This is a genomic window from Blautia sp. ZXY-1-B12, assembly GCF_056339915.1.
Window position 1 is genome coordinate 1 of the sequence record NZ_JBWJVP010000005.1, and the last position, 21246, is coordinate 21246.

The 21246-nt window shown below is 42.4% G+C and carries 18 protein-coding genes and 2 pseudogenes; 17 read left to right on the forward strand and 3 right to left on the reverse strand.

The features are described from left to right. The 5 genes and pseudogenes from AC075L_RS00290 to AC075L_RS00310 form a co-directional block, all read left to right on the forward strand. Positions 1-288 (forward strand): annotated as a pseudogene (locus AC075L_RS00290) (SdpI family protein); the annotation flags it as partial. A 312-nt stretch (positions 289-600) separates the two neighbouring features. Then, positions 601-1938 carry a TrkH family potassium uptake protein gene (locus tag AC075L_RS00295; RefSeq protein WP_118566262.1) on the forward strand — a complete coding sequence of 446 codons (1338 nt, stop codon included), beginning with the start codon at positions 601-603 and terminating at the stop codon, positions 1936-1938. A gap of 19 nt (positions 1939-1957) precedes the next feature. Then, positions 1958-2605, forward strand: coding sequence for a potassium channel family protein (locus tag AC075L_RS00300; protein WP_118566292.1), 648 nt, complete (start codon positions 1958-1960; stop codon positions 2603-2605). A gap of 233 nt (positions 2606-2838) precedes the next feature. Beyond that, positions 2839-4404 carry an ATP-binding protein gene (locus tag AC075L_RS00305; RefSeq protein ID WP_118566263.1) on the forward strand — a complete coding sequence of 522 codons (1566 nt, stop codon included), beginning with the start codon at positions 2839-2841 and terminating at the stop codon, positions 4402-4404. After that, the gene (locus AC075L_RS00310) at positions 4397-5101 is read left to right on the forward strand and encodes a response regulator (protein WP_019161280.1); all 705 of its coding nucleotides are present in this window, start codon (positions 4397-4399) and stop codon (positions 5099-5101) included. The genes AC075L_RS00305 and AC075L_RS00310 overlap by 8 nt, the downstream gene beginning before the upstream one ends. Before the next feature lie 204 nt (positions 5102-5305). Here the strand turns inward: AC075L_RS00310 and AC075L_RS00315 are convergent, their stop codons facing one another. After that, the gene (locus AC075L_RS00315; RefSeq protein WP_243104623.1) at positions 5306-6121 is read right to left on the reverse strand and encodes a hypothetical protein; all 816 of its coding nucleotides are present in this window, start codon (positions 6119-6121) and stop codon (positions 5306-5308) included. Positions 6122-6328: 207 nt separating this feature from the next. Between AC075L_RS00315 and AC075L_RS00320 the strand changes: the two genes are divergently transcribed. The 8 genes from AC075L_RS00320 (at position 6329) to AC075L_RS00355 (ending at position 16331) form a co-directional block, all read left to right on the forward strand. Beyond that, entirely contained in the window at positions 6329-8029 is a 1701-nt protein-coding gene (locus AC075L_RS00320) for an AAA family ATPase (RefSeq protein ID WP_118566264.1), read from the forward strand. A gap of 373 nt (positions 8030-8402) precedes the next feature. Further along, on the forward strand, positions 8403-9632 hold the full coding sequence (gene hemA, locus AC075L_RS00325; RefSeq protein WP_118566265.1) for a glutamyl-tRNA reductase: 1230 nt from the start codon (positions 8403-8405) through the stop codon (positions 9630-9632). Next, positions 9622-10119 carry a precorrin-2 dehydrogenase/sirohydrochlorin ferrochelatase family protein gene (locus AC075L_RS00330; protein WP_022381476.1) on the forward strand — a complete coding sequence of 166 codons (498 nt, stop codon included), beginning with the start codon at positions 9622-9624 and terminating at the stop codon, positions 10117-10119. Before hemA ends, AC075L_RS00330 begins: the two co-directional genes overlap by 11 nt. Next, positions 10097-11017, forward strand: coding sequence for a hydroxymethylbilane synthase (gene hemC, locus AC075L_RS00335; RefSeq protein ID WP_330607468.1), 921 nt, complete (start codon positions 10097-10099; stop codon positions 11015-11017). Before AC075L_RS00330 ends, hemC begins: the two co-directional genes overlap by 23 nt. 125 nt (positions 11018-11142) lie before the next feature. Beyond that, on the forward strand, positions 11143-12648 hold the full coding sequence (cobA, locus tag AC075L_RS00340; protein ID WP_118566267.1) for a uroporphyrinogen-III C-methyltransferase: 1506 nt from the start codon (positions 11143-11145) through the stop codon (positions 12646-12648). 60 nt (positions 12649-12708) lie between these two features. Continuing rightward, a complete protein-coding gene (gene hemB / locus AC075L_RS00345; RefSeq protein WP_022381479.1) occupies positions 12709-13692 on the forward strand; it encodes a porphobilinogen synthase in 984 nt (327 codons plus the stop codon). Beyond that, positions 13692-14969: a glutamate-1-semialdehyde 2,1-aminomutase gene (gene hemL, locus AC075L_RS00350; RefSeq protein ID WP_118408165.1), complete on the forward strand. Its 1278-nt coding sequence runs from the start codon at positions 13692-13694 to the stop codon at positions 14967-14969. The genes hemB and hemL overlap by 1 nt, the downstream gene beginning before the upstream one ends. 294 nt (positions 14970-15263) lie before the next feature. After that, complete coding sequence (locus AC075L_RS00355) at positions 15264-16331, forward strand: lactonase family protein (RefSeq protein ID WP_008704751.1); 1068 nt, start codon at positions 15264-15266, stop codon at positions 16329-16331. A gap of 111 nt (positions 16332-16442) precedes the next feature. Here the strand turns inward: AC075L_RS00355 and aroC are convergent, their stop codons facing one another. After that, positions 16443-17537 carry a chorismate synthase gene (gene aroC / locus AC075L_RS00360; RefSeq protein ID WP_118571067.1) on the reverse strand — a complete coding sequence of 365 codons (1095 nt, stop codon included), beginning with the start codon at positions 17535-17537 and terminating at the stop codon, positions 16443-16445. On the opposite strand from aroC, the pseudogene AC075L_RS00365 reads away from it, so the two are divergent. Further along, positions 17538-17642: pseudogene (locus AC075L_RS00365) on the forward strand (DUF6783 domain-containing protein); the annotation flags it as partial. It abuts the gene before it with no gap. Here the strand turns inward: AC075L_RS00365 and AC075L_RS00370 are convergent. Beyond that, the gene (locus AC075L_RS00370; RefSeq protein WP_368205588.1) at positions 17634-17762 is read right to left on the reverse strand and encodes a DUF6783 domain-containing protein; all 129 of its coding nucleotides are present in this window, start codon (positions 17760-17762) and stop codon (positions 17634-17636) included. The pseudogene AC075L_RS00365 and the gene AC075L_RS00370 overlap by 9 nt on opposite strands. Before the next feature lie 190 nt (positions 17763-17952). On the opposite strand from AC075L_RS00370, the gene AC075L_RS00375 reads away from it, so the two are divergent. From AC075L_RS00375 to AC075L_RS00385, 3 genes are all read left to right on the forward strand, one after another. Beyond that, positions 17953-18894 carry a magnesium transporter CorA family protein gene (locus tag AC075L_RS00375; RefSeq protein ID WP_025576939.1) on the forward strand — a complete coding sequence of 314 codons (942 nt, stop codon included), beginning with the start codon at positions 17953-17955 and terminating at the stop codon, positions 18892-18894. Between the two features lie 114 nt (positions 18895-19008). Beyond that, positions 19009-19887 (forward strand): acyltransferase family protein, encoded by an 879-nt coding sequence (locus AC075L_RS00380; protein ID WP_025576938.1) that lies wholly within the window; start codon positions 19009-19011, stop codon positions 19885-19887. Positions 19888-19904: 17 nt separating this feature from the next. Continuing rightward, entirely contained in the window at positions 19905-21185 is a 1281-nt protein-coding gene (locus AC075L_RS00385) for a diaminopimelate decarboxylase (RefSeq protein WP_008704744.1), read from the forward strand. Positions 21186-21246 lie beyond the last annotated feature (61 nt).

The window sequence follows — 21246 nt, forward strand, 5'->3', positions numbered from 1 at the left end:
TGGAGTGATTATACAGTGGATTATGAGCAGATTGACAGTATCTCATACAAAGAAAATTTATTTCAAAATGGGAATGATCGCAGAACAAATGGTATGGGAAACCTGAAGTATGGTATGGGAAATTTCAGAAATGATATTTATGGAGATTATATCCGCTACACCCATGCATCCTGCCACTCATATGTAGTTATGGATATAGGCGGAAAAATATTGGTGGTAAATGGCGCAGATGAATCAGAAACAAAGAAAATTTATGACACTCTCAGAGAGAAATGTCAGATGAATTAGTGTGTGTTTAATCGAATCAGGCAAGTAGCAAAATAACAGGTATTGCGGTTATAAATCACAATACCTGTTATTTTTTGATGCGATTGCGGGTATCATGGAACCATGAAGGTGATTTCTATGATAAACAGACAGTTCTACATCAATAAGATTATGCCATATGCTGATACGTCTTGTGTAAAAGTATTGACTGTCTTTATACAATCTTAATACGGAATCATAGACTTTTATACTATCTTTGAAAGCAATTGTATATAATAAGACGCATTATGAAGATATTGCTATAGAATCATTAGTAAGGAGTTATGATCATTTATGCCGGAAAAAATGTGTAAGAAAAAACACCTGACGTCTTTTCAGCTGATTATTCTGGGATTTGCAGGTGTGATCCTTTTGGGAAGCATTTTGCTGATGCTTCCGGTTTCTTCTTTGGAGAAAGTGCCGACGCCATTTCATGAGGCACTTTTTACAGCCACTTCGGCAGTATGCGTTACAGGACTTGTAGTAAAGGACAGCGGAAGTTACTGGTCTGTGTTCGGACAGACAGTTATTCTTGCGCTTATACAAATAGGTGGACTTGGAGTAGTAACCGTAGCGGCAGCGGTTTCGCTTCTTTCAGGGAAAAAAATATCTCTCATGCAAAGAAGTACAATGCAGGATGCAATTTCAGCACCTAAAGTTGGAGGAATTGTCAGACTGACAAGGTTCATTTTAAAGGGGACTCTTTTGATTGAAGCAGCAGGAGCTATGTTATTGCTGCCGGTTTTTGTATCGGATTATGGCTTAAAGGGAATCTGGATGGCAGCCTTTCATTCTGTTTCTGCTTTTTGTAATGCAGGATTTGACATTCTGGGAACAGCAGATAATGCCTTTCCGTCTCTGACGGGCTATTCCGGAAATATCCTTATAAATGTGGTAATTATGCTGCTGATCATTACAGGAGGAATTGGTTTTCTTACCTGGGATGATATTTATAGGAATAAAATGAATTTTAAACGTTACCGCATGCAAAGCAAGATTATTCTCATGACTACTGTATGCCTGATTGTTTTTCCGGCATTTTTTTTCTTTGCCTGTGATTTGAAAAACCTGCCTGCGGGAGAACGCCTGTTAGCTGCCATGTTTCAATCGGTAACTACAAGAACTGCCGGCTTTAATACCATAGATATTTCAGAGATGAGCGAGGCATCAAAAGCGGTTATGATACTGTTAATGTTGATTGGTGGTTCGCCGGGTTCTACAGCAGGAGGAATGAAAACAACTACTTTTACGGTACTGATTTTAAATGCAATTGCAACCTTTCGCAGTCAGGAAAATGCAGGGGCTTTTGGACGGAGACTGGAGTATCATGTGATAAAAAATGCAGCCACAATAGCTATGCTCTATTTTACATTATTCTTTTGTGGAGGTGTTGCAATCAGCGTATACGAAGGTCTTCCCCTTTTGGATTGTCTATATGAAGCAGCTTCAGCTGTGGGCACGGTAGGTCTGACCTTGGGAGTCACACCGGGACTTCATGTTTTTTCACAAGTTGTGCTGATCATACTGATGTATCTGGGACGCGTAGGTGGCCTGACCCTGATTTATGCAGTATTCTCAGGAAGAAATAAGGGAAATGCAAAGCTTCCTCTGGAGAAAATCACAGTTGGATGAGAAGGAGAAAAGTAATATCATGAAGAATGTATTGATTATTGGACTTGGAAGATTTGGAAGACATATTGCCATGCAGCTGAGTCAGCTTGGGCATGAAATTATGGCAGTTGACTGGAATGAAGAAAGGGTGGACAAAGTGCTTCCGTTTGTGACTAACGCCCAGATTGGGGACAGTACCAATGCTGAATTTTTACAATCCCTTGGAATTGGAAACTACGATATCTGTTTTGTGACTATTGGAGGAAGCTTTCAGAGTTCTCTTGAGACCACTTCCCTTCTGAAAGAACTGGGAGCAAAACTGGTAATATCCAGAGCTGAACGTGATGTCCAGGAAAAATTTCTCTTACGTAATGGTGCAGATAAGGTGGTTTATCCAGAAAAGCAGGTTGCAAAATGGGCATCTATCCGTTACACAGATGATCATATCCTTGATTATATGGAGGTGGATGCTTCCCATGCGATTTTTGAGGTAGAAGTGCCGGAGGAATGGACTGGAAAAACTGTAGGCGGACTGGATATCAGAAAGCGTTACAATATTAATATTCTGGCAGTAAAAAATGAAGGAGAATTTAATATTGCAATTTCTCCGGATACGTATTTGGAAGAGAATAGTAAATTGCTGGTGCTGGGAGAATACAGAGCTCTTCAGAAGTGCTTCCGCATATAGTACAGCGAATATTAAGTAACTGCTATATTGACTTGTCTGATTTTTCATCTGCGGCGTTGTCGTCAATCGCCGTAGCCACCGCTACGCCTCATTCCTCCGCCTTGCAGCTGAAGAAATCATCCTGCGTCAATATAGCAGAAACTTAATTTTCGCTGTACTAGTAAAAAAGATTTTTGACCACAACACAGCCCCATGATATAATTTTCAAAACAGTAAAAAAGGTGGGGGACAGGATGAGTTTAAAAAATGTGAATCATCAGAAACGGTCATTCATATGGTCTATGGAAAAACCGTCTGCAAAGGATTATTTTCTGACGGTATTTATATTTGCGGTATGCACTTTAATTGGTCTGTTGTTTCAGAAACTGAATTTTACGGATACGAACATTGTAACCATATATATTCTGGGGGTTTTGCTTACTTCGATTGTGACAGATGGCTATCTTTGTAGTGTGGCAGGCTCTTTTTTAAGTGTATTTTTATTTTGTTTTTTTCTGACAGAACCAAGGATGTCTTTCAAAACCTATGCGGTGGGTTATCCGGTGACATTTTTCATAATGCTTATTTCATCCGTACTTACGGGAGCACTTGCAGCAAAGCTGAAAACACATGCAAAGCTGTCTACACAGCTTGCTTTTCGTACACAGATTCTGTTCGATACAGACCGTCTGCTGCAAAAGGCAAAAGGAGAAACAGAGATTCTTGATGTCACCTGTACACAGCTTCTCCGTTTATTAAACCGCAATATTACAGCATATGTAGTAGAAAATGGAATTTTATCAGAGGGAAAGCTTTTTTCCGGGGAAAAAGAGGACACAGAAGATTTTTTGATACCAGAAGAGCAGCAGATAGCCAGATGGGTCTGTGAAAACAGGCAGCATGCCGGTGCGTCCACACACCATTTTCCTCAGGCTAAATGTTTATATCTGGCAATCCGGAGCGGGGATAATGTTTACGGTGTGATCGGGATACCATTGCAAAAAGAAATACTGGACTCTTTTGAATACAGCATCCTGTTGTCTGTAATAAATGAATGTGCGCTTGCAATGGAAAATGCAAAAAATGCATTAGAAAAAGAAAAAAATGCAGTTATGGCCAAAAATGAACAGCTGCAGGCAGATCTTCTTCGGGCGATTTCGCATGATCTTCGTACGCCGCTTTGCTCCATTTCCGGTAATGCAGATATGCTGCTTGGCAATAGCGACCGTCTGGACGAAGCTACAAAACATCAGATTTATAGCGATATCTATGATGATTCTGAATGGCTGATCGGAGTTGTGGAGAATCTGCTTTCTATTACCAGACTGAATGACGGAAGACTGAAATTTAAATTTACAGACCAGCTTCTGGATGAGGTGATTGCAGAATCCCTGCGGCATATCAGCCGGAAACATGATGATTATAAAATTGTGACAGACTGCGAAGAACTTGTTCTTGCACGTATGGATGTACGTCTTATTATGCAGGTTCTGGTAAATTTAGTTGACAATGCAATAAAATATACACCACCGGGTTCTGTGATCTTTATTCGGGGAACGAAAACAGATGGAAAAGCGCAGATAAGTGTGGAAGATAATGGCCCGGGAATTCCGGAAGAAATGAAAACACATATTTTTGAGATGTTTTATACAGGGAAAACAACAGTTGCGGATAGTCACCGAAGTCTGGGACTTGGACTGGCACTTTGCCATTCTATTATAGAAGCACATGAAGGAACCCTGGTTTTGACAGATCATGATCCTCATGGATGCAATTTTACTTTTACTTTACCCTTAAGCGAGGTGACATTAAATGAATAAAACATTAATTCTGGTGGTTGAGGATGACAGACCCATACGCAATCTGATCGTTACTACATTAAAAACACATGACTATAAATATCTGGCTGCAGAAAACGGATCTTCAGCTATTCTGGAAGCTTCGTCCCACAATCCGGATATTGTTCTTCTGGATCTGGGGCTTCCTGATATGGAAGGGGTAGAAGTGATAAAAAAAATCCGTACCTGGTCGAATATGCCGATTATTGTGATCAGCGCCAGAAGTGAGGACACAGATAAAATAGAGGCGCTGGATGCAGGAGCAGATGATTATATTACGAAACCGTTCTCTGTTGAGGAATTACTTGCGCGTATCCGTGTCACCCAGAGGAGACTTGCGGTTATGCAGAGCGGAGAGCAGATAGAAAGCTCTGTTTTTGAGAATGGTGGATTAAAGATAGACTATACGGCAGGCTGTACATATCTGAAGGGAGAGGAATTGCATCTGACACCTATAGAATATAAGCTGCTCTGTCTTTTGTCCCGCAATGTGGGAAAGGTATTGACACATACCTATATTACCCAGCAGATTTGGGGACGATGTTCGGATAATGACGTTGCTTCTCTTAGAGTTTTTATGGCAACATTGCGAAAAAAACTGGAGCCTGAGAAAAATGGAGTGCAATACATCCAGACACATATTGGCATTGGATATCGCATGCTTAGAATTGAGAAGTAAAAAGCTAGTACATCGTTTCGTAAATAACTATACCAATCCGCATCCTACGCGATTGGTATAGTTATTTCGAAAACGATGTACTAGATACGGAGTATGTCACAGAGGATATCGCCCAACCATCTGATTTGATGATACAACAATATCTTGTTTTTATAGCAATCCTCGTAAATAATGCATTTAAGAGGATTGCTATAGATTTATTTCTCATAATATAATAAGAAGGAACCCTCCCAATATTAACAGCAATGAGGAAACAACTGAAAAGATCTGGGCTCCTACACCTGGGGTGCCGCCCTGTTTGATCGCTTCATCGCGGTCAAGTTTATTTTTCATTAGATTCTCTGTGATTCCGGGTGCGGATTTGAGAGTCTGTCCGTCCTGTATGCCGATAGCAGTTACGGTTTGCCCTGTTTCGAAATCAGCAGCAGAATAATAATAACGAACATCATATTCTTTATGTGAACGTGTCGTCTGGTTCGATGGTTCTATAAAATGCTTCTGTGTATAGGTGTTATCCGGTACATATGTATAACCGGCAGATGATAATGCTGCCTTGTCGTAATCTTCCCAGGTTTTGGTCAGCATAATATCATCAATAAAATCCTGCGAAAGTGCATAATTTCCAATTTTCCCCTGGCCTGATACCGGCATGCTGCTGAAAGATGAATTCCATTCCAGAACGCCATATTTCTTTTCGTCGTCAGTCATTGCCTCCTTCTTTTTGGAAGAAGATTTTGTTAATTTCATTGTCTGTTTTGAACATGAAATGCGGATGCTGTCAAAGTCCAGTCCAAGCTCATCATCATGTGCCGGTTCAGTCAGCTCAAATGTGCCGCATACAATGACGGTTTTTCCATCGTTTTCCGGGTCGATCGTATCTGCTGCATCAACGTAAACTGCGTCTTTCAGAGCTGCTTTTGTTTTGGGGTTATCCACAAAGATCATCTTTAAAGCAGATACAAAAAAGAATATTCCGATTATTACAAGGAGAATCCCTCCTGTTTTCTTCAATATCTTCATAATTTTCATCACCTTCCCTTTCTTTTAATATTTTCTGCAAGTATCTCAATCATATTATTACATATTTTGCTTCGTTTGCCACTGTCACTTGCGATAGTAATAGGTTAGATTATTTTCTGGAATTACAGTAGGATTCATGCTATTATAAACAGTAATAAGACGGATAACAATAAGAAGGGATGCTTTATAAATGGAAGGGGAGATAAGATGGCAGGATTAAAAAAACTTCCAATTGGAATTGAGAATTTTGAAGAGATGCGTCGGGAAGATTTCTATTATGTAGATAAGTCACATGTAATTGAACAATTGCTTACCCAGTGGGGAAAGGTAAACCTGTTTACCCGTCCGAGACGCTTTGGAAAATCCCTGAATATGAGTATGCTCCAGAGTTTTTTTGAGATTGGAAAAGATAAGACTTTGTTTGATGGGCTGAGGATTTCAGATAATCAGGAATTATGTGAAAAATATCAGGGGAAATTTCCGGTGGTTTCTGTCAGTCTGAAGGGAATCAATGGTGCCACATATGAGGAAGCCCGCAGATTTCTCATAAAAACAATCAATGAAGAAGCCCGCAGGCTATCCGTACTTTCAGACAGCACAGAGCTTGATGAGACAGATCACGAATTGCTGATACAGTTAAAGAAAAAAGAAATGACAAACGATTCTCTGGTGTACAGTATCCGTGAGCTGACAGAATTGCTGGAAAAGCACTATGGCAGAAAAGTAATTGTTCTGATCGATGAATATGACGTACCTCTGGCAAAGGCAAATGAAAATGGCTATTATGATGAAATGGTATTGCTGATCCGCAATTTATTTGAGAATGCATTAAAAACCAACAGCAGTCTGAAATTCGCAGTGCTGACAGGATGCCTGCGGATTGCAAAAGAAAGCATTTTTACAGGTCTTAACAACTTTAAAGTTTATTCCATTACAGATAAGAGCTTTGATGAAACATTTGGATTTACAGATGCGGAAGTAAGGGAACTCCTCCGGTATTATGGACAGGAAAAATATTATGAGACAGTGAAAGAGTGGTATGACGGCTACCGGTTTGGAAATGTGGATGTTTATTGTCCATGGGATGTGATCAATTTCTGCAGTGATCATCTGGCAGATCCCGGACTGGAACCGAAGAATTACTGGGCGAATACAAGTGGAAACAGTGTGATCAGTCATTTCATTGACAGTGTGGGAAAACCACAGAAGCTGACCAGAATGGAGCTGGAACAGCTGGTAAATGGAGGGATTGTCCAGAAAGAAATTAATTCTGAGCTTACCTATAAGGAATTATATTCTTCCATAGACAATCTGTGGAGCACACTTTTTATGACAGGATATCTGACACAGAGAGGGGAACCCAGTGGTAACAGATATAATCTGGTTATTCCCAACAGAGAGATCCGAAATATTATCACCAACCATATTCTGAAAATGTTCAAAGAAAATGTAAAGGACGATGGAAAAACAGTCAGTGATTTGTGTGATGCACTGCTGAACCAAAATCCGGAAAAAGTAGAGTTGATTTTTACAGAATATATGAAGAAAACGATCAGCATAAGAGATACCTTTGCGCAGAAACCAACGAAAGAAAATTTCTATCATGGATTGCTGCTGGGGATCCTGGGATTCAAAGAGAACTGGTCAGTAATGTCTAATCGGGAATCAGGAGATGGATTCGGGGATATTCTAATTCGTATAGAAGATGAAGATGTGGGGATTGTGATCGAAGTAAAATATGCAGATGACGGAAATCTTCAGGGAGAGTGCGAAAAAGCACTTCAGCAGATTATAGATATCAGATATACTGAGTCGTTGGAACAGGAAGGGATTCATACAATTATAAAATATGGAATCGCCTGTTACAGAAAGAAATGTAAGGTGCTGATGAGAATAGACAAACAGTGAACACAGAATATTCAGACCTCATTACCGGATGCAGAACGAACGGTAATGAGGTCTTGTCACGTTATCCTTTAGTTACTGTTCACTCCGTTCACAGTAACTTAGCCAAAATTCATTCCAGATTGCCTGCGGCAATGGAATTTTGGCTTGTATGTCGCGGGATAGTGGTATGTGAACAGTAACATCCTTTACTCTAATGCTGAGTTTTTTCCGTGTTTACAATTGACATCTTAACAGGAAATGATTATGATATTTCTGACAGTGCTTTTTAGCTGTCCGGATTTCATATCAAATTAAATACCCTGTTGCCAGTGGGATATTTGATTTGATATGAAATGAATGAGGAATGGTGAAATACGAAGGAGAGTTAGAAATTATGAGTATTTCCATGATTGGAATTGACCATAATATGGCACCGGTGGATATTCGTGCGAAATTTGCATTTACAAAGAAAAATGCCGGTGAAGCAATGGAAAAAATAAAGAATGAAAATGGAATATATGGATGCGTGATCTTGTCCACCTGTAACCGACTGGAGGTCTGGGCAAGTGTGGATGATGAGGAGGATGTCTGTCTTTATGACTGCCTCTGCAGGATAAAGGGAATCACTGAGGATTCCTACAGACAATATTTTGTGGAGCGTAAGGATCAGGAGGCAGTTGAGCATCTTTTTTATCTTACCAGTGGTCTGAAATCACAGATCATAGGGGAGGATCAGATCCTTACACAGGTGAAGGATGCCCTGAATCTGGCAAGAGAGAATTTTGCGGCAGATGGTGTTCTGGAGGTTTTGTTCAGAATGGCTGCCACAGCAGGAAAGAGGATTAAGACAGAGGTTCCTTTTTCTCATGGAAATCCGTCAGTGATCCATCAGGCCATCGGATTTCTGGCAGAGAAAGGGTATTCTCTCAGGGATAAGACCTGTATGGTTATCGGTAACGGTGAGATGGGTAAGGTGGCTGCTCAGGCTTTGCAGGAGGCAGGTGCAGATGTAACAGTGACCATCCGTCAGTACAGAAGCGGAGTTGTGAATATTCCGCTGGGCTGCAAGCGTATTAATTACGGTGACAGAATGGAGTATATGCCACAGTGTGATCTTGTAGTAAGTGCAACTGCAAGCCCGAATTTTACATTAAAAGAAGAATTGTTCCAGGGAATCCGGACAAAGGATGACCTGATCCTGATCGATCTGGCAGTTCCCAGAGATATAGAGCCATCTGTTGGAAAGATCCAGGGGGTCACACTTTATGACATGGACAGCTTCCGTATAGAGGAAGTTCCTGCAGAACTTCAGGAAAATCTGGAGGCAGCAGGCGCGATCGTAAGAGAGCAGATGGATGAATTTTTCCAATGGCTGGATGGAAGAGACCTGATCCCAAGAATTCAGGATATTAAAGATGAGGCAGTCAATGACCTGAATTTAAGGATTGCAAAGATATTAAAGAAAACACCTATGGAAGAGGATGACAGGCAGAATCTGGTCCATGCAGTGGATACGGCAGCAGGAAAAGTAGTAAATAAACTGATCTTTGGTCTGCGTGACAGTCTGAATCAGGAGATTTTCCTTGAGTGTGTGGCAGGACTGGAGAAAATATATGAAGAATAAGCCGTATTTTCCAATGTTTATAGACTTATCAGATAAGAATATCGTGGTTGTAGGCGGCGGAAACATTGCAACCCGTCGAGTGAAAACCCTTTTATCATTCACCAGAAATATCAGAGTCATTGCTCCGAAGGTCACCATGGAGATGATGGAGCTTGGCAAAGCCGGCTATGTAGAGCTGATCACACGTCCGGTGAAGCGTACAGACTTTGCGATGGCATATATGGTGATCGCAGCTACCAATGACAGAAAGTTAAATGATGAGATCCACAGGATCTGCAGGCAGGAAGGCGTTTATGTTAATGTAGCCAGTGACAGGGAGCAGTGCGATTTTTATTTCCCGGGAATTTATATGGAAGAGGGACTGGTGGTGGGAATTACAGCCAGTGGTCTGGACCATAAAAAAGCGCGCAGGATAAGAGAAGAGATTCAGAATGCCCTGGAGAGAGTTGCGCAGGAAGATGATAATGAGGAGGAAAATGATGACTGAGGTGATCATTGGAAGTAGAGAGAGTAAGCTGGCAGTTCTCCAGAGTGAGATGGTAAAAAGCTACATAGAACAGAAAAACCGTGAAGAAAATGCCGGCTCTGAAATAACAGTAAATATCCTGACTATGAAAACGACAGGAGATATTATTCTGGATCGTACCCTGGATAAGGTGGGCGGAAAAGGACTGTTTGTAAAAGAACTGGACAGGGCATTGCTGGATGGTAAAAGCAATCTGTCTGTACACAGTCTTAAGGATATGCCTATGGAGGTTCCAAAAGAGCTTCCGCTTCTGGCCTTTTCAAAGCGTGAGGATCCAAGAGATGTACTGGTGCTTCCTGAGGGAGTGGCGGAGCTGGATCCGGATAAACCTCTGGGATGTTCCAGCTTAAGGAGAACTCTTCAGTTAGAGAAGCTGTATCCTGAGATGGAGGTAAAGAGTATCCGTGGAAATCTGCAGACAAGGCTTCGCAAGCTGGATGAAGGAGAGTATTCCGGGCTGATCTTGGCAGCGGCAGGTCTGAAACGACTGGGGCTGGAAAGTAGGATCAGCAGATATTTTACACCGGATGAGATGATTCCTTCAGCAGGTCAGGGAATCCTGGCTGTACAGGGACGCAAAGGTGAGGATTATGGGTATCTGGACGGATACTGTGACAGGGATGCCTGGATTGCAGGAACTGCAGAGCGCGCATATGTAAAATATCTGGACGGAGGATGTTCTTCGCCTGTAGCTGCATTTGCAGAGGTGGACGGAGATGAGATCTTTATCCGCGGTTTATATTACAGTGAAGCTACAGGAAAGTGGCTTACAGGTCAGATCAGAGGTGCAGCAGAGGATGGAGAGAAGCTTGGAACAGATCTTGCAAAGCAATTGAAATCTGACTGTGAGGGAAAGTAATAAAATATTTATCTGATTCGTTGAAACTGAACTGAAATTGCTATAGGATACAAATTTCAGAATACAAAATTTCAGGATACAAAATTTATAGAAAAAAATTCTTGTGACCATAAAGGAGAAGAAACATGGCAGCTGGCAAGGTTTGGCTGGTTGGTGCGGGACCGGGTGATATCGGGCTTTTTACATTAAAGGGCGCAGCGGTTCTGCAGCAGGCAGATGTGGTAGTATATGACAGTCTGGTAGGCGAAGGGGTTCTGGCAAAGATTCCGGAGCATGCCAGACTGATTAATGTAGGTAAAAGAGCAAATCACCATACAATGGTGCAGGAGGATATTAATAAGGTTCTTCTGGAAGAAGCTGAAAAAGGAAATAAAGTGGTAAGGCTTAAAGGTGGAGATCCCTTTCTCTTTGGAAGAGGCGGGGAGGAACTGGAACTTCTTTCTGAGAATGGAATCCCTTATGAGATCGTGCCCGGAGTGACATCTCCCATCTCTGTTCCTGCTTATAATGGGATTCCTGTGACACACAGGGATTTCTGTTCGTCCTTACATATTATTACAGGACATAAACGTGCAGGGCAGGAGTATGATATAGATTTTAAAGCACTGACTCAGACAAAGGGAACACTGGTGTTTCTCATGGGAATTGCAGCACTGGAGGATATCTGCAAAGGGCTTCTTGCAGGCGGCATGGATTCGGATATGCCGGCAGCAGTTCTTCAGAAAGGAACAACAGCAGGACAGAAGCGGGTGGTTGCTACTGTAGGTACCCTCAAGGAAGAGGTGGACAGACAGGGGATAGAGACACCTGCCATTATTGTTGTGGGAAAGGTATGTTCTCTGGCTGACAAATTTGCCTGGTATGAGAAGCTTCCTCTGGCAGGCTGGAAGGTTCTGGTCACAAGACCAAGACAGCATATTTCAAAGACAGCAGATCTTCTCCGTCAGAAAGGCGCCGAGGTTCTGGAGCTGCCGTCTATCTGTACAGTACCTGTTGAGGATAATGGCAGACTGTATGAGGCATTTGAGAAACTGGATACTTATCAGTGGATCATTTTTACAAGCCCTGCAGGTGTGGAGATCTTTTTTGACGAGATGGACAGAAAAGAGATGGATGTGCGCAGCCTGGGACAGGCGAAGATCGCAGTGATCGGTGAAGGAACGAAGAAAAAGCTGAAAGAGCATCACCTGCTGGCTGATTTTGTGCCAGGTGTGTATGACGGAGATACTCTTGGAGCAGAGCTTGCAAAAGAACTTCAGGGAAATGAAAAAATTCTGATCCCAAGAGCCGAAGCCGGAAATAAAAAGCTGACAGAATTGCTGGAGCAGACAGGGGCACAGGTGGATGATATTGCAACCTACACTACTCGTTATGAGAAGAGCAGACTGATCGATGAGAAGAAAGAACTGGAGACAGGAAGTGTGGACTGTGTAGTATTTACCAGTGCATCCACTGTAAAGGGCTTTGTGGAAGGCACAAAGGGACTGGACTATACGAAGGTAAAAGCTGCCTGTATCGGAAAACAGACCAAAGCTGCAGCAGATGCTTATGGTATGCAGACCCGCATGGCAAAGAAGGCTACCATCGAAAGTCTCATAGAGCTTGTGGAAGAGATGAAACAGGAAAACTGATAACTATTCTGCAAAAAATGGAACAGTTATGAGAATTGTTGATAAAAGGAGCAAAAAGACATGGACTTAATTCAGAGACCAAGAAGATTAAGAGGCAGTGAAAATTTAAGAAAAATGGTAAGAGAGACAAGAATGGACAAGTCTTCCCTTATCTATCCCTTATTTGTAAAAGAGGGAACAGGAATTGAAGAAGAGATCCCTTCTATGGAAGGACAGTTCCGCTACAGTGTAGACCGTCTTCCTTTTGAACTGGAACGTCTGCAGAATGCAGGAGTAAACAGCATTATGCTGTTCGGCATCCCGGATCACAAGGATGAGGTGGGAAGCGGTGCGTACGACCCCAACGGAATCGTACAGAAGGCCCTGAGAGAAGCAAAGAAACAGTTCCCGGACATGTACTATATCACAGATGTATGTATGTGTGAGTACACTTCACACGGACACTGCGGAGTGCTCTGCGGTCATGATGTAAATAATGATGCAACACTGGAATTACTGGCTAAGACAGCTGTTTCCCATGTAGAGGCAGGCGCAGATATGGTAGCTCCCTCTGATATGATGGACGGACGTGTACGTGCTATCCGTGAGGCTCTTGATGCGAACGGACATTATGGAGCACCGATCATGTCCTATGCAGTAAAATATGCATCTGCTTTCTATGGACCATTCCGTGATGCTGCAGGTTCTGCACCGTCCTTTGGTGACAGAAAGAGTTACCAGATGGATTTTCACAACAGAAGAGAGGGAATGAAGGAAGCGCTTACAGATGTGGAAGAGGGCGCAGATATCATTATGGTAAAACCTGCCATGTCTTATCTTGATATGGTCTCTGAGGTATCAAAGGCTGTAAATGTGCCGGTTGCAGCGTACAGTGTAAGCGGTGAATATGCAATGGTGAAAGCAGCTGCAAAAATGGGCTGGATCGATGAAGAACGTATTATGTGTGAGATGGCAGTCAGTGCATACCGTGCAGGTGCCCAGATCTATCTTACTTATTATGCAAAAGAACTTGCAAAATGCATGGATGAAGGGAGAATCGGCTGATGGGTTTATCAGAAGAATTATTTGACAGAGCGGTAAAGGTAATTCCGGGAGGAGTAAACAGTCCTGTACGTGCATACGGTGCTATCGGTATTGCACCGAGATTTATCGACCGTGCAGACGGATGCCATATTTATGATGTTGATGGAAAAGAATACGTGGATTATATCGATTCCTGGGGACCGATGATCCTGGGCCATAATTTTCCGGAAGTAAAAGAAAGTGTGCTGAAGGCGTGTGAAAAGGGCCTCAGCTTCGGATGCGCAACTGCAATCGAAGTGGAGATGGCTGAGTTTATCTGTGACCATATTCCACATGTGGATATGGTGCGTATGGTAAATTCCGGTACAGAAGCTGTTATGAGTGCAGTCCGTGTTGCCAGAGGATTTACAGGAAAGAATAAGATCATTAAATTTGCAGGATGCTATCATGGACACAGTGATGCCATGCTGGTAAGTGCAGGCTCCGGTGTGATGACAAGCGGTGTTCCGGACAGTGCAGGTGTGCCTAAGGGATGCACAGAGGATACCATGACTGCTGTTTATAATGATCTGGACAGTGTACGTGCACTGATGGAGCAGGCTGACGGACAGACTGCTGCTGTTATCGTGGAAGCTGTAGGCGCCAATATGGGTGTGGTTCCTCCGAAAAAGGGGTTCCTGGAAGGTCTGAGAAAGCTTTGCGATGAGTACGGCGCCCTTCTGATCTTTGACGAGGTTATCACTGGTTTCCGTCTGGCTTTTGGCGGTGCTGCAGAATATTTTGGCGTGACCCCTGATCTGGTTACCTATGGTAAAATTATCGGTGCAGGTATGCCGGTAGGCGCATACGGCGGACGCAGAGAGATCATGGAACTGGTTTCCCCTGTGGGAAAGGTTTACCAGGCCGGTACTTTAAGCGGAAATCCTATTGCAATGGCAGCAGGACTGACACAGTTAAAATATCTCTATGAACACCAGGGAATTTATAAAGATCTGGAGGAAAAAGGAAAACGTCTCTATGGCGGTATGGAGAAAATCCTGGCAGAGAAAAATCTGCCTTACCATATCAATCACGTATCTTCCCTGGGAAGCCTGTTCTTTACAGAGCAGGAGGTTGTGGATTATACCTCAGCCAAATCCTCGGATACAAAAGCTTTCTCTGAATATTTCAAGGGAATGCTTGCGCAGGGAATCCATATGGCTCCGTCACAGTTTGAGGCAATGTTTTTATCTGTTGCCCATACAGATGAGATCATAGACCAGACACTGGAAGCTGTCAGAAATTATTTTACCAAATAAACAGCAGAGCGCTTATCAGTTATAGAACTTAGCCCAAATTCATTCCAGATTGCCTGCGGCAATAGAATTTTGGCTTGTATGTGAACAGTAACGACAGTAACCCATGAACTGGAAAAAATACATAAAACTGAGTTCCGTAAGCTTGTTCTGATTAGGAAAATGTGCTATAATCACCTTATCGTATGACATCGCCCGGCAATATCGGGACGAAAATATTATTGCTCGCTGACAGCAGACGGGAACAGAGTGAGCGATGATAAATAAACTTCAGGACAGCAGGAGGAAAAAAGCATTATGAGTGAAAAGAAATATGTAGCTTATGTGGGCTCTTATACACATGGCTCTTCCAGACAGGGAATCCATGTTTATGATGTTGATGTTGAGAATGGCACTCTTACAGAACGCAGCAGTGTTGAAGTAAGTAATGCATCCCACATGGCTGTTTCAAAGAATGGTAAGTATCTTTATTCTATCGAGGATGAGGGTGTTGCAGTATTTAAACGTGATAAAAATGGTGATCTGTCACGTATCAACAGTGTAAATATTGATGGAATGAGAGGCTGTTTCCTTTCTACAGATGTTGACGGTAAGTATCTTTATGTTGCCGGATATCATGACGGTAAGGTGACTGTTGTACATACTCATAAGGACGGCAGACTTGGAAGCCTGATGGATGGCGTATTCCATACAGGACTCGGAAGTGTTGCAGAGCGTAACTTCCGTCCCCATGTGAACTGTGTTCGTCCGACTCCGGATAATAAATATCTCTGTGCAGTAGATAACGGAATTGATCAGGTGAAGATTTACCGTGTCAACAAATTGCGCAATAAGCTGGAACTGGTAGACATCCTGAGATGTCCGAGAGAGAGCGGCCCGCGTATCATTCGTTTTAGCGATGATGGTAAGTTTGCTTATATTCTCTTTGAACTCAGTAATGAGATCAGGGCTTACAAATATGATGGAAGCGGTAAGGTTCCGGCGTTTGAACTGATCCAGACGATTGAGACAAGTGCGAAGAAGGATGTTCATGATACACATAATGCAGCGTCCGGTCTTTCTCTTGCAAATGATGGCAAGCATCTTTTCTGTACAACAGCAGGTGAGGATACAGTTTCCATGTTTGAGCGTGATGAGGAGACTGGTATGCTGACAAGGAAGTTTACACTTCCGATCAGTGGTGAATATCCGAAAGATCTGGTACTTTTACCGGATGATAAGCATCTGGTGCTGGCTAATCATGCAAGTAATACACTGACTACTTTTACAGTGGATTATGAGAAGAATATTATTGTGATGAACGGCAAGCCGATTAAGATTACAGAGCCAAACTGTATCAGAATCTGGCCGGTTCCGGAAGAATAACAGATTCGTTACATAGAATCAGCAATATAGGCAGATAATAAAATACCTTCATTTGAAACTGAGATCAGCTCAGAATTCAAGTGAAGGTATTTTTGCGTGGATTAATTGGAATTATTTCCGATAAAAATCCCGAACCTTATCCATCTGGGAACTCATATTGACAAAGAGCGCATCCGCCAGTGTGATTGCTGCCATAGATTCTACCACAACCACTGCTCTTGGGACAATGACCGGATCATGTCGGCCATGGATTTCCAGAGAAAGAGGTTCTTTATCTTTGGTTACGGTCTGCTGCGGCTGGCTGATGGATGGGGTTGGCTTGATATGGGCACGAAGTATGATTTCACTGCCGTCACTGATTCCTCCCATGATTCCGCCTGCGTGGTTGGAGGTTTTGATGATTTCACCGTCTTTGACTGTGAATCCATCATTGTCAGTGGAACCGTTTGAGGAAGTCACTGCAATGCCGTCACCGATTTCAACAGCCTTGACTGCACCGATGGACATCAGGGCGTGGGCAAGAAGAGCACTGAGCTTGTCAAAGACAGGCTCGCCAAGTCCGGCAGGTGTTCCGGTAATACGACATTCGATCACGCCGCCTGCACTGTCCTGATTCTTCATACATTCTTCCAGATATTCACCGGCCTTCACTGCTGCCTGTGCGTCCGGCATATAAAATGCATTCTGATGGATTTCTTCTTTATTAAAAGAAGCAATTTCAACAGGTCCGATAGATTTGGTATAGGTGCAGATTGAAATGCCAAGTTCTCCTAATATTTTAGAAGCAATGGCACCTGCTGCAACTCTTCCGATGGTTTCCCGCCCTGAAGAACGTCCGCCGCCTCTGTAGTCGCGGAATCCGTATTTTTGGTCAAAAGTATAATCTGCATGTCCGGGACGATAGGAGTATGCGATATTTCCGTAGTCTCTGGAGCGCTGATCTGTATTTCTTACCATCAGAGAAATTGGAGTTCCGGTGGTTTTGCCCTCAAAGACACCTGAGAGGATTTCTACCAGATCTCCCTCTTTACGGGCGGTGGTGTATCTGCTCTGTCCGGGTTTTCTTCTGTCGAGGAATTTCTGAATGTCCTCTTCACAGAGAGGAAGGCCTGCCGGGCATCCGTCTATCACAGCTCCGAGAGCTTTTCCGTGGGATTCTCCCCAGGTGGTTACCTTAAATTTATTTCCAAATGATGACTGGCTCATATGATTTGTATCCTTTCCTGTTATTGTATTAGAGCGTGTCTGGAAAATCATTCCCACAATCTGCACGCCCCACTTTGCGGGATATTTCACCTGAATTCAGTTGCCGTAGTTAGAGCGTGTTTGGAAAATCATTCCCACAATCTGTACGCCCCACCTTACGGGACTTTTATAAATAAATACTACTTTATTATAGCGAAGTGTAAAAGTTTTGTAAACCGAAAGCATTGGAATTGACAAAAATTCATGTTCAAATTATAATGATGTTTGAGTCTTTGTGAAAATAAAGAGTAAACGTAACTGTTCAGTAATCTCTTGCAGAAGCTCTGAATAGTTGCAGATTTATTGTTACTGAGAACAGAGTAAACAGTAACAATCTATTGAGGGGAAATCGAGAAAAAGAAGGGAAGTGTGGATCGTGGTAAGGATTTTTAAGACAATCGATGGCGCTATCCATGAAATACAGGAACCACAGGAGGGCTGTTGGATTGCACTGACGAATCCTACGGCAACAGAAATTTTTGAAATTTCCGAGCAGTTTGGGATAGAGGTGGACGATTTGCGCGCACCTTTGGATGAGGAAGAGCGTTCCCGTATAGAAGTGGAGGACAATTATACCCTTATCCTTGCAGATGTACCTGCGATTGAAGAACGTAACGAGAAGGACTGGTATGTGACCATTCCTCTTGGTATTATCGTGACTCAGAAGATGATCTTTACTGTATGTCTGGAAGACACACAGGTTCTGACAAGATTTATGGAAGGCAGGGTAAGAAACTTTTTTACCTATATGAAAACCAGATTTATTCTGCAGATTTTGTACCGTAATGCCAGCATGTATCTGAGATATCTGCGTATTATAGATAAGAAGAGCGAGCAGATTGAGGAGAAACTTCATCTGTCTACAAGAAATCAGGAATTGATGGAACTTCTGGAACTGGAGAAATCACTGGTATACTTTACCACATCTTTGCGTTCCAATGAGATGGTTCTGGAGAAACTTCTGAAGGTGGAGAGTATCAAGAAATATCCGGAGGATACAGAGCTGCTGGAGGATGTTATCATTGAGAATAAGCAGGCTATCGAGATGGCTAATATTTACAGTGGTATCCTCAGCAGTATGATGGGAACTTTTGCGTCAGTTATTTCCAATAACCTAAACATTGTTATGAAGGTTCTGGCTGTTATTACCATTGTTATGAGTATTCCGACTATTGTTTTCAGTGCGTATGGTATGAACCTGAGTGCTGCAGGAATGCCGTTTTCCAGGACACCATGGGGATTTCTTATCGTTATCATCCTTTCTGTAGTGGCAAGTATTATTGCAGCGATATTTCTTTCCAAGAAGAAGTTTTTCTGATTTTGTGTCTGAACTGAGAGGCAGTTATTCGGTGCAGAATTACGCAGAGAAAGCAGATTGTGGATATCCGCTGTAACGAAAGAACGAATAGCATTTTGTGAGAAAAGGAGATTTATGAAATTTATTGACAAACTGGAACGAAAATTTGGAAATCGCGGGATTGAGAATCTTACGATTTATATTATTGTAAGTTATGTACTGGGATATGCATTGATGTATATTAATCCGGGGGCTCTTTCCATGTTGAGTTTGAATGTCTCTGAAATCCTGCATGGTCAGATATGGAGACTTGTTACATGGATTATTTATCCGCCGAGTACGTCATCTGCTTTATGGTTTATGATTGCGATATTGTTCTTTTATTATCCGATCAGTGCATCGCTGGAACGTACATGGGGATCATTCAGATTTACTGTATATATTTTATCTGGAATGATTTTTACAGTAATTTCTGCGTTTATTTTGTATTTTATCACAGGTGGAGTGTTAGATGCTTATCTGAATGGATCACAGTTTTCAACGTATTATATCAGTTTATCTATTTTTCTGGCATATGCGCTGACATATCCGGATATGAAGGTTTTACTGTACTTTGTAATCCCGATCAAGATGAAGTGGATGGCGATTGTATATGCTGCTCTTGTGGTATATGATATTGTCAGATATTTTATGGGAGGAGCATGGTTTATGGCACTGCCGATCATCGCATCCTTACTGAACTTTATCATTTTCTTCCTTGGTACAAGAAATCTTAACAGATACAATCCGAAGGAAATCCATCGCAGAAATCAGTTTAAGAGAGCAATGGGAGAAAGTAAGACCGTTCCCTTCCCGGGGGGCAGCAAGTCAGGGGAAGTGACAAAGCACAAATGTGCAGTCTGTGGTCGTACAGAGAAAGATGATCCGAATCTGGAATTCCGTTTCTGTTCCAAATGTAACGGAAACTACGAGTACTGTCAGGATCATTTATATACACATATACACAAGAAGTAAGAGGAGAAAAGATTATTATGAAAAAAGTACCATTTGTCACCCTGGATAAACTTCAGGAAATCACAGCGCAGTTTCCTACACCTTTCCATCTTTATGATGAAAAAGGTATCCGCGAGAATGCAAAGGCAGTGAAAGAAGCATTTGCATGGAATAAGGGCTTCAAAGAATTCTTTGCTGTGAAGGCAACTCCAAATCCATTTCTGATCCAGATCCTTCAGGAGTATGGCTGTGGCTGTGACTGTTCTTCCATGACAGAGCTGATGATGTCCAAAGCAATCGGATGCAAAGAGGGAGATATCATGTTTTCTTCCAATGATACACCGGAAGAAGAATTCAAATATGCAAATGAAATCGGCGGAATCATCAATCTTGATGATATTACACATATCGAGAGTGTAGAAAGAGCAGTAGGATATATTCCGAAGGTGATCAGCTGTCGTTATAATCCGGGCGGAGTGTTTAAGATCAGCAACGATATTATGGACAACCCTGGAGATGCCAAATATGGTATGACAACAGAGCAGATTTTTGAAGCATTCAAGATCCTGAAGGAAAAAGGTGCCGAGGAATTCGGTATCCATGCATTCCTTGCAAGCAATACTGTGACAAATGAGTATTATCCGATGCTGGCGAAAGAGATGTTTGAAATGGCAGTGAAACTTCAGAAGGAGACAGGTGCTCATGTGAAGTTTATCAACCTTTCCGGTGGTGTGGGAATCGCTTACAAACCAGATCAGACTCCGAATGATATCAGAGAGATCGGTGAGGGTGTCCGCAAAGTATACGAAGAAGTACTTGTTCCGGCAGGAATGGGTGATGTTGCAATTTATACAGAAATGGGACGTTTCATGATGGGACCGTATGGCTGCCTGGTAACTAAGGCAATTCATGAGAAGCATACTCATAAAGAATATATTGGTGTGGATGCGTGTGCTGTAAACCTGATGCGTCCGGCAATGTATGGTGCATACCATCATATCACTGTTATGGGAAAAGAAGACCAGCCATGTGATCATATGTATGATGTGACAGGTTCTCTCTGCGAAAACAATGATAAGTTTGCAATTGACCGCTATCTTCCGAAGGTTGATATGGGAGATCTTCTTGTGATCCATGATACAGGAGCTCATGGTTTTGCCATGGGATATAACTACAATGGTAAACTGAAATCTTCTGAGATTCTTCTCCATGAAGATGGAAGTTTCGAGATGATCCGCCGTGCCGAGACACCGAAGGATTATTTCGCAACATTTGACTGCTTCCCGATTTATGAGAAATTACTGGAAGATATGGAATAATGCTGTGATTATTCTGTAATTTACTGTCTTGTGGTATTGCCGGGGCAGATATGACATAAAA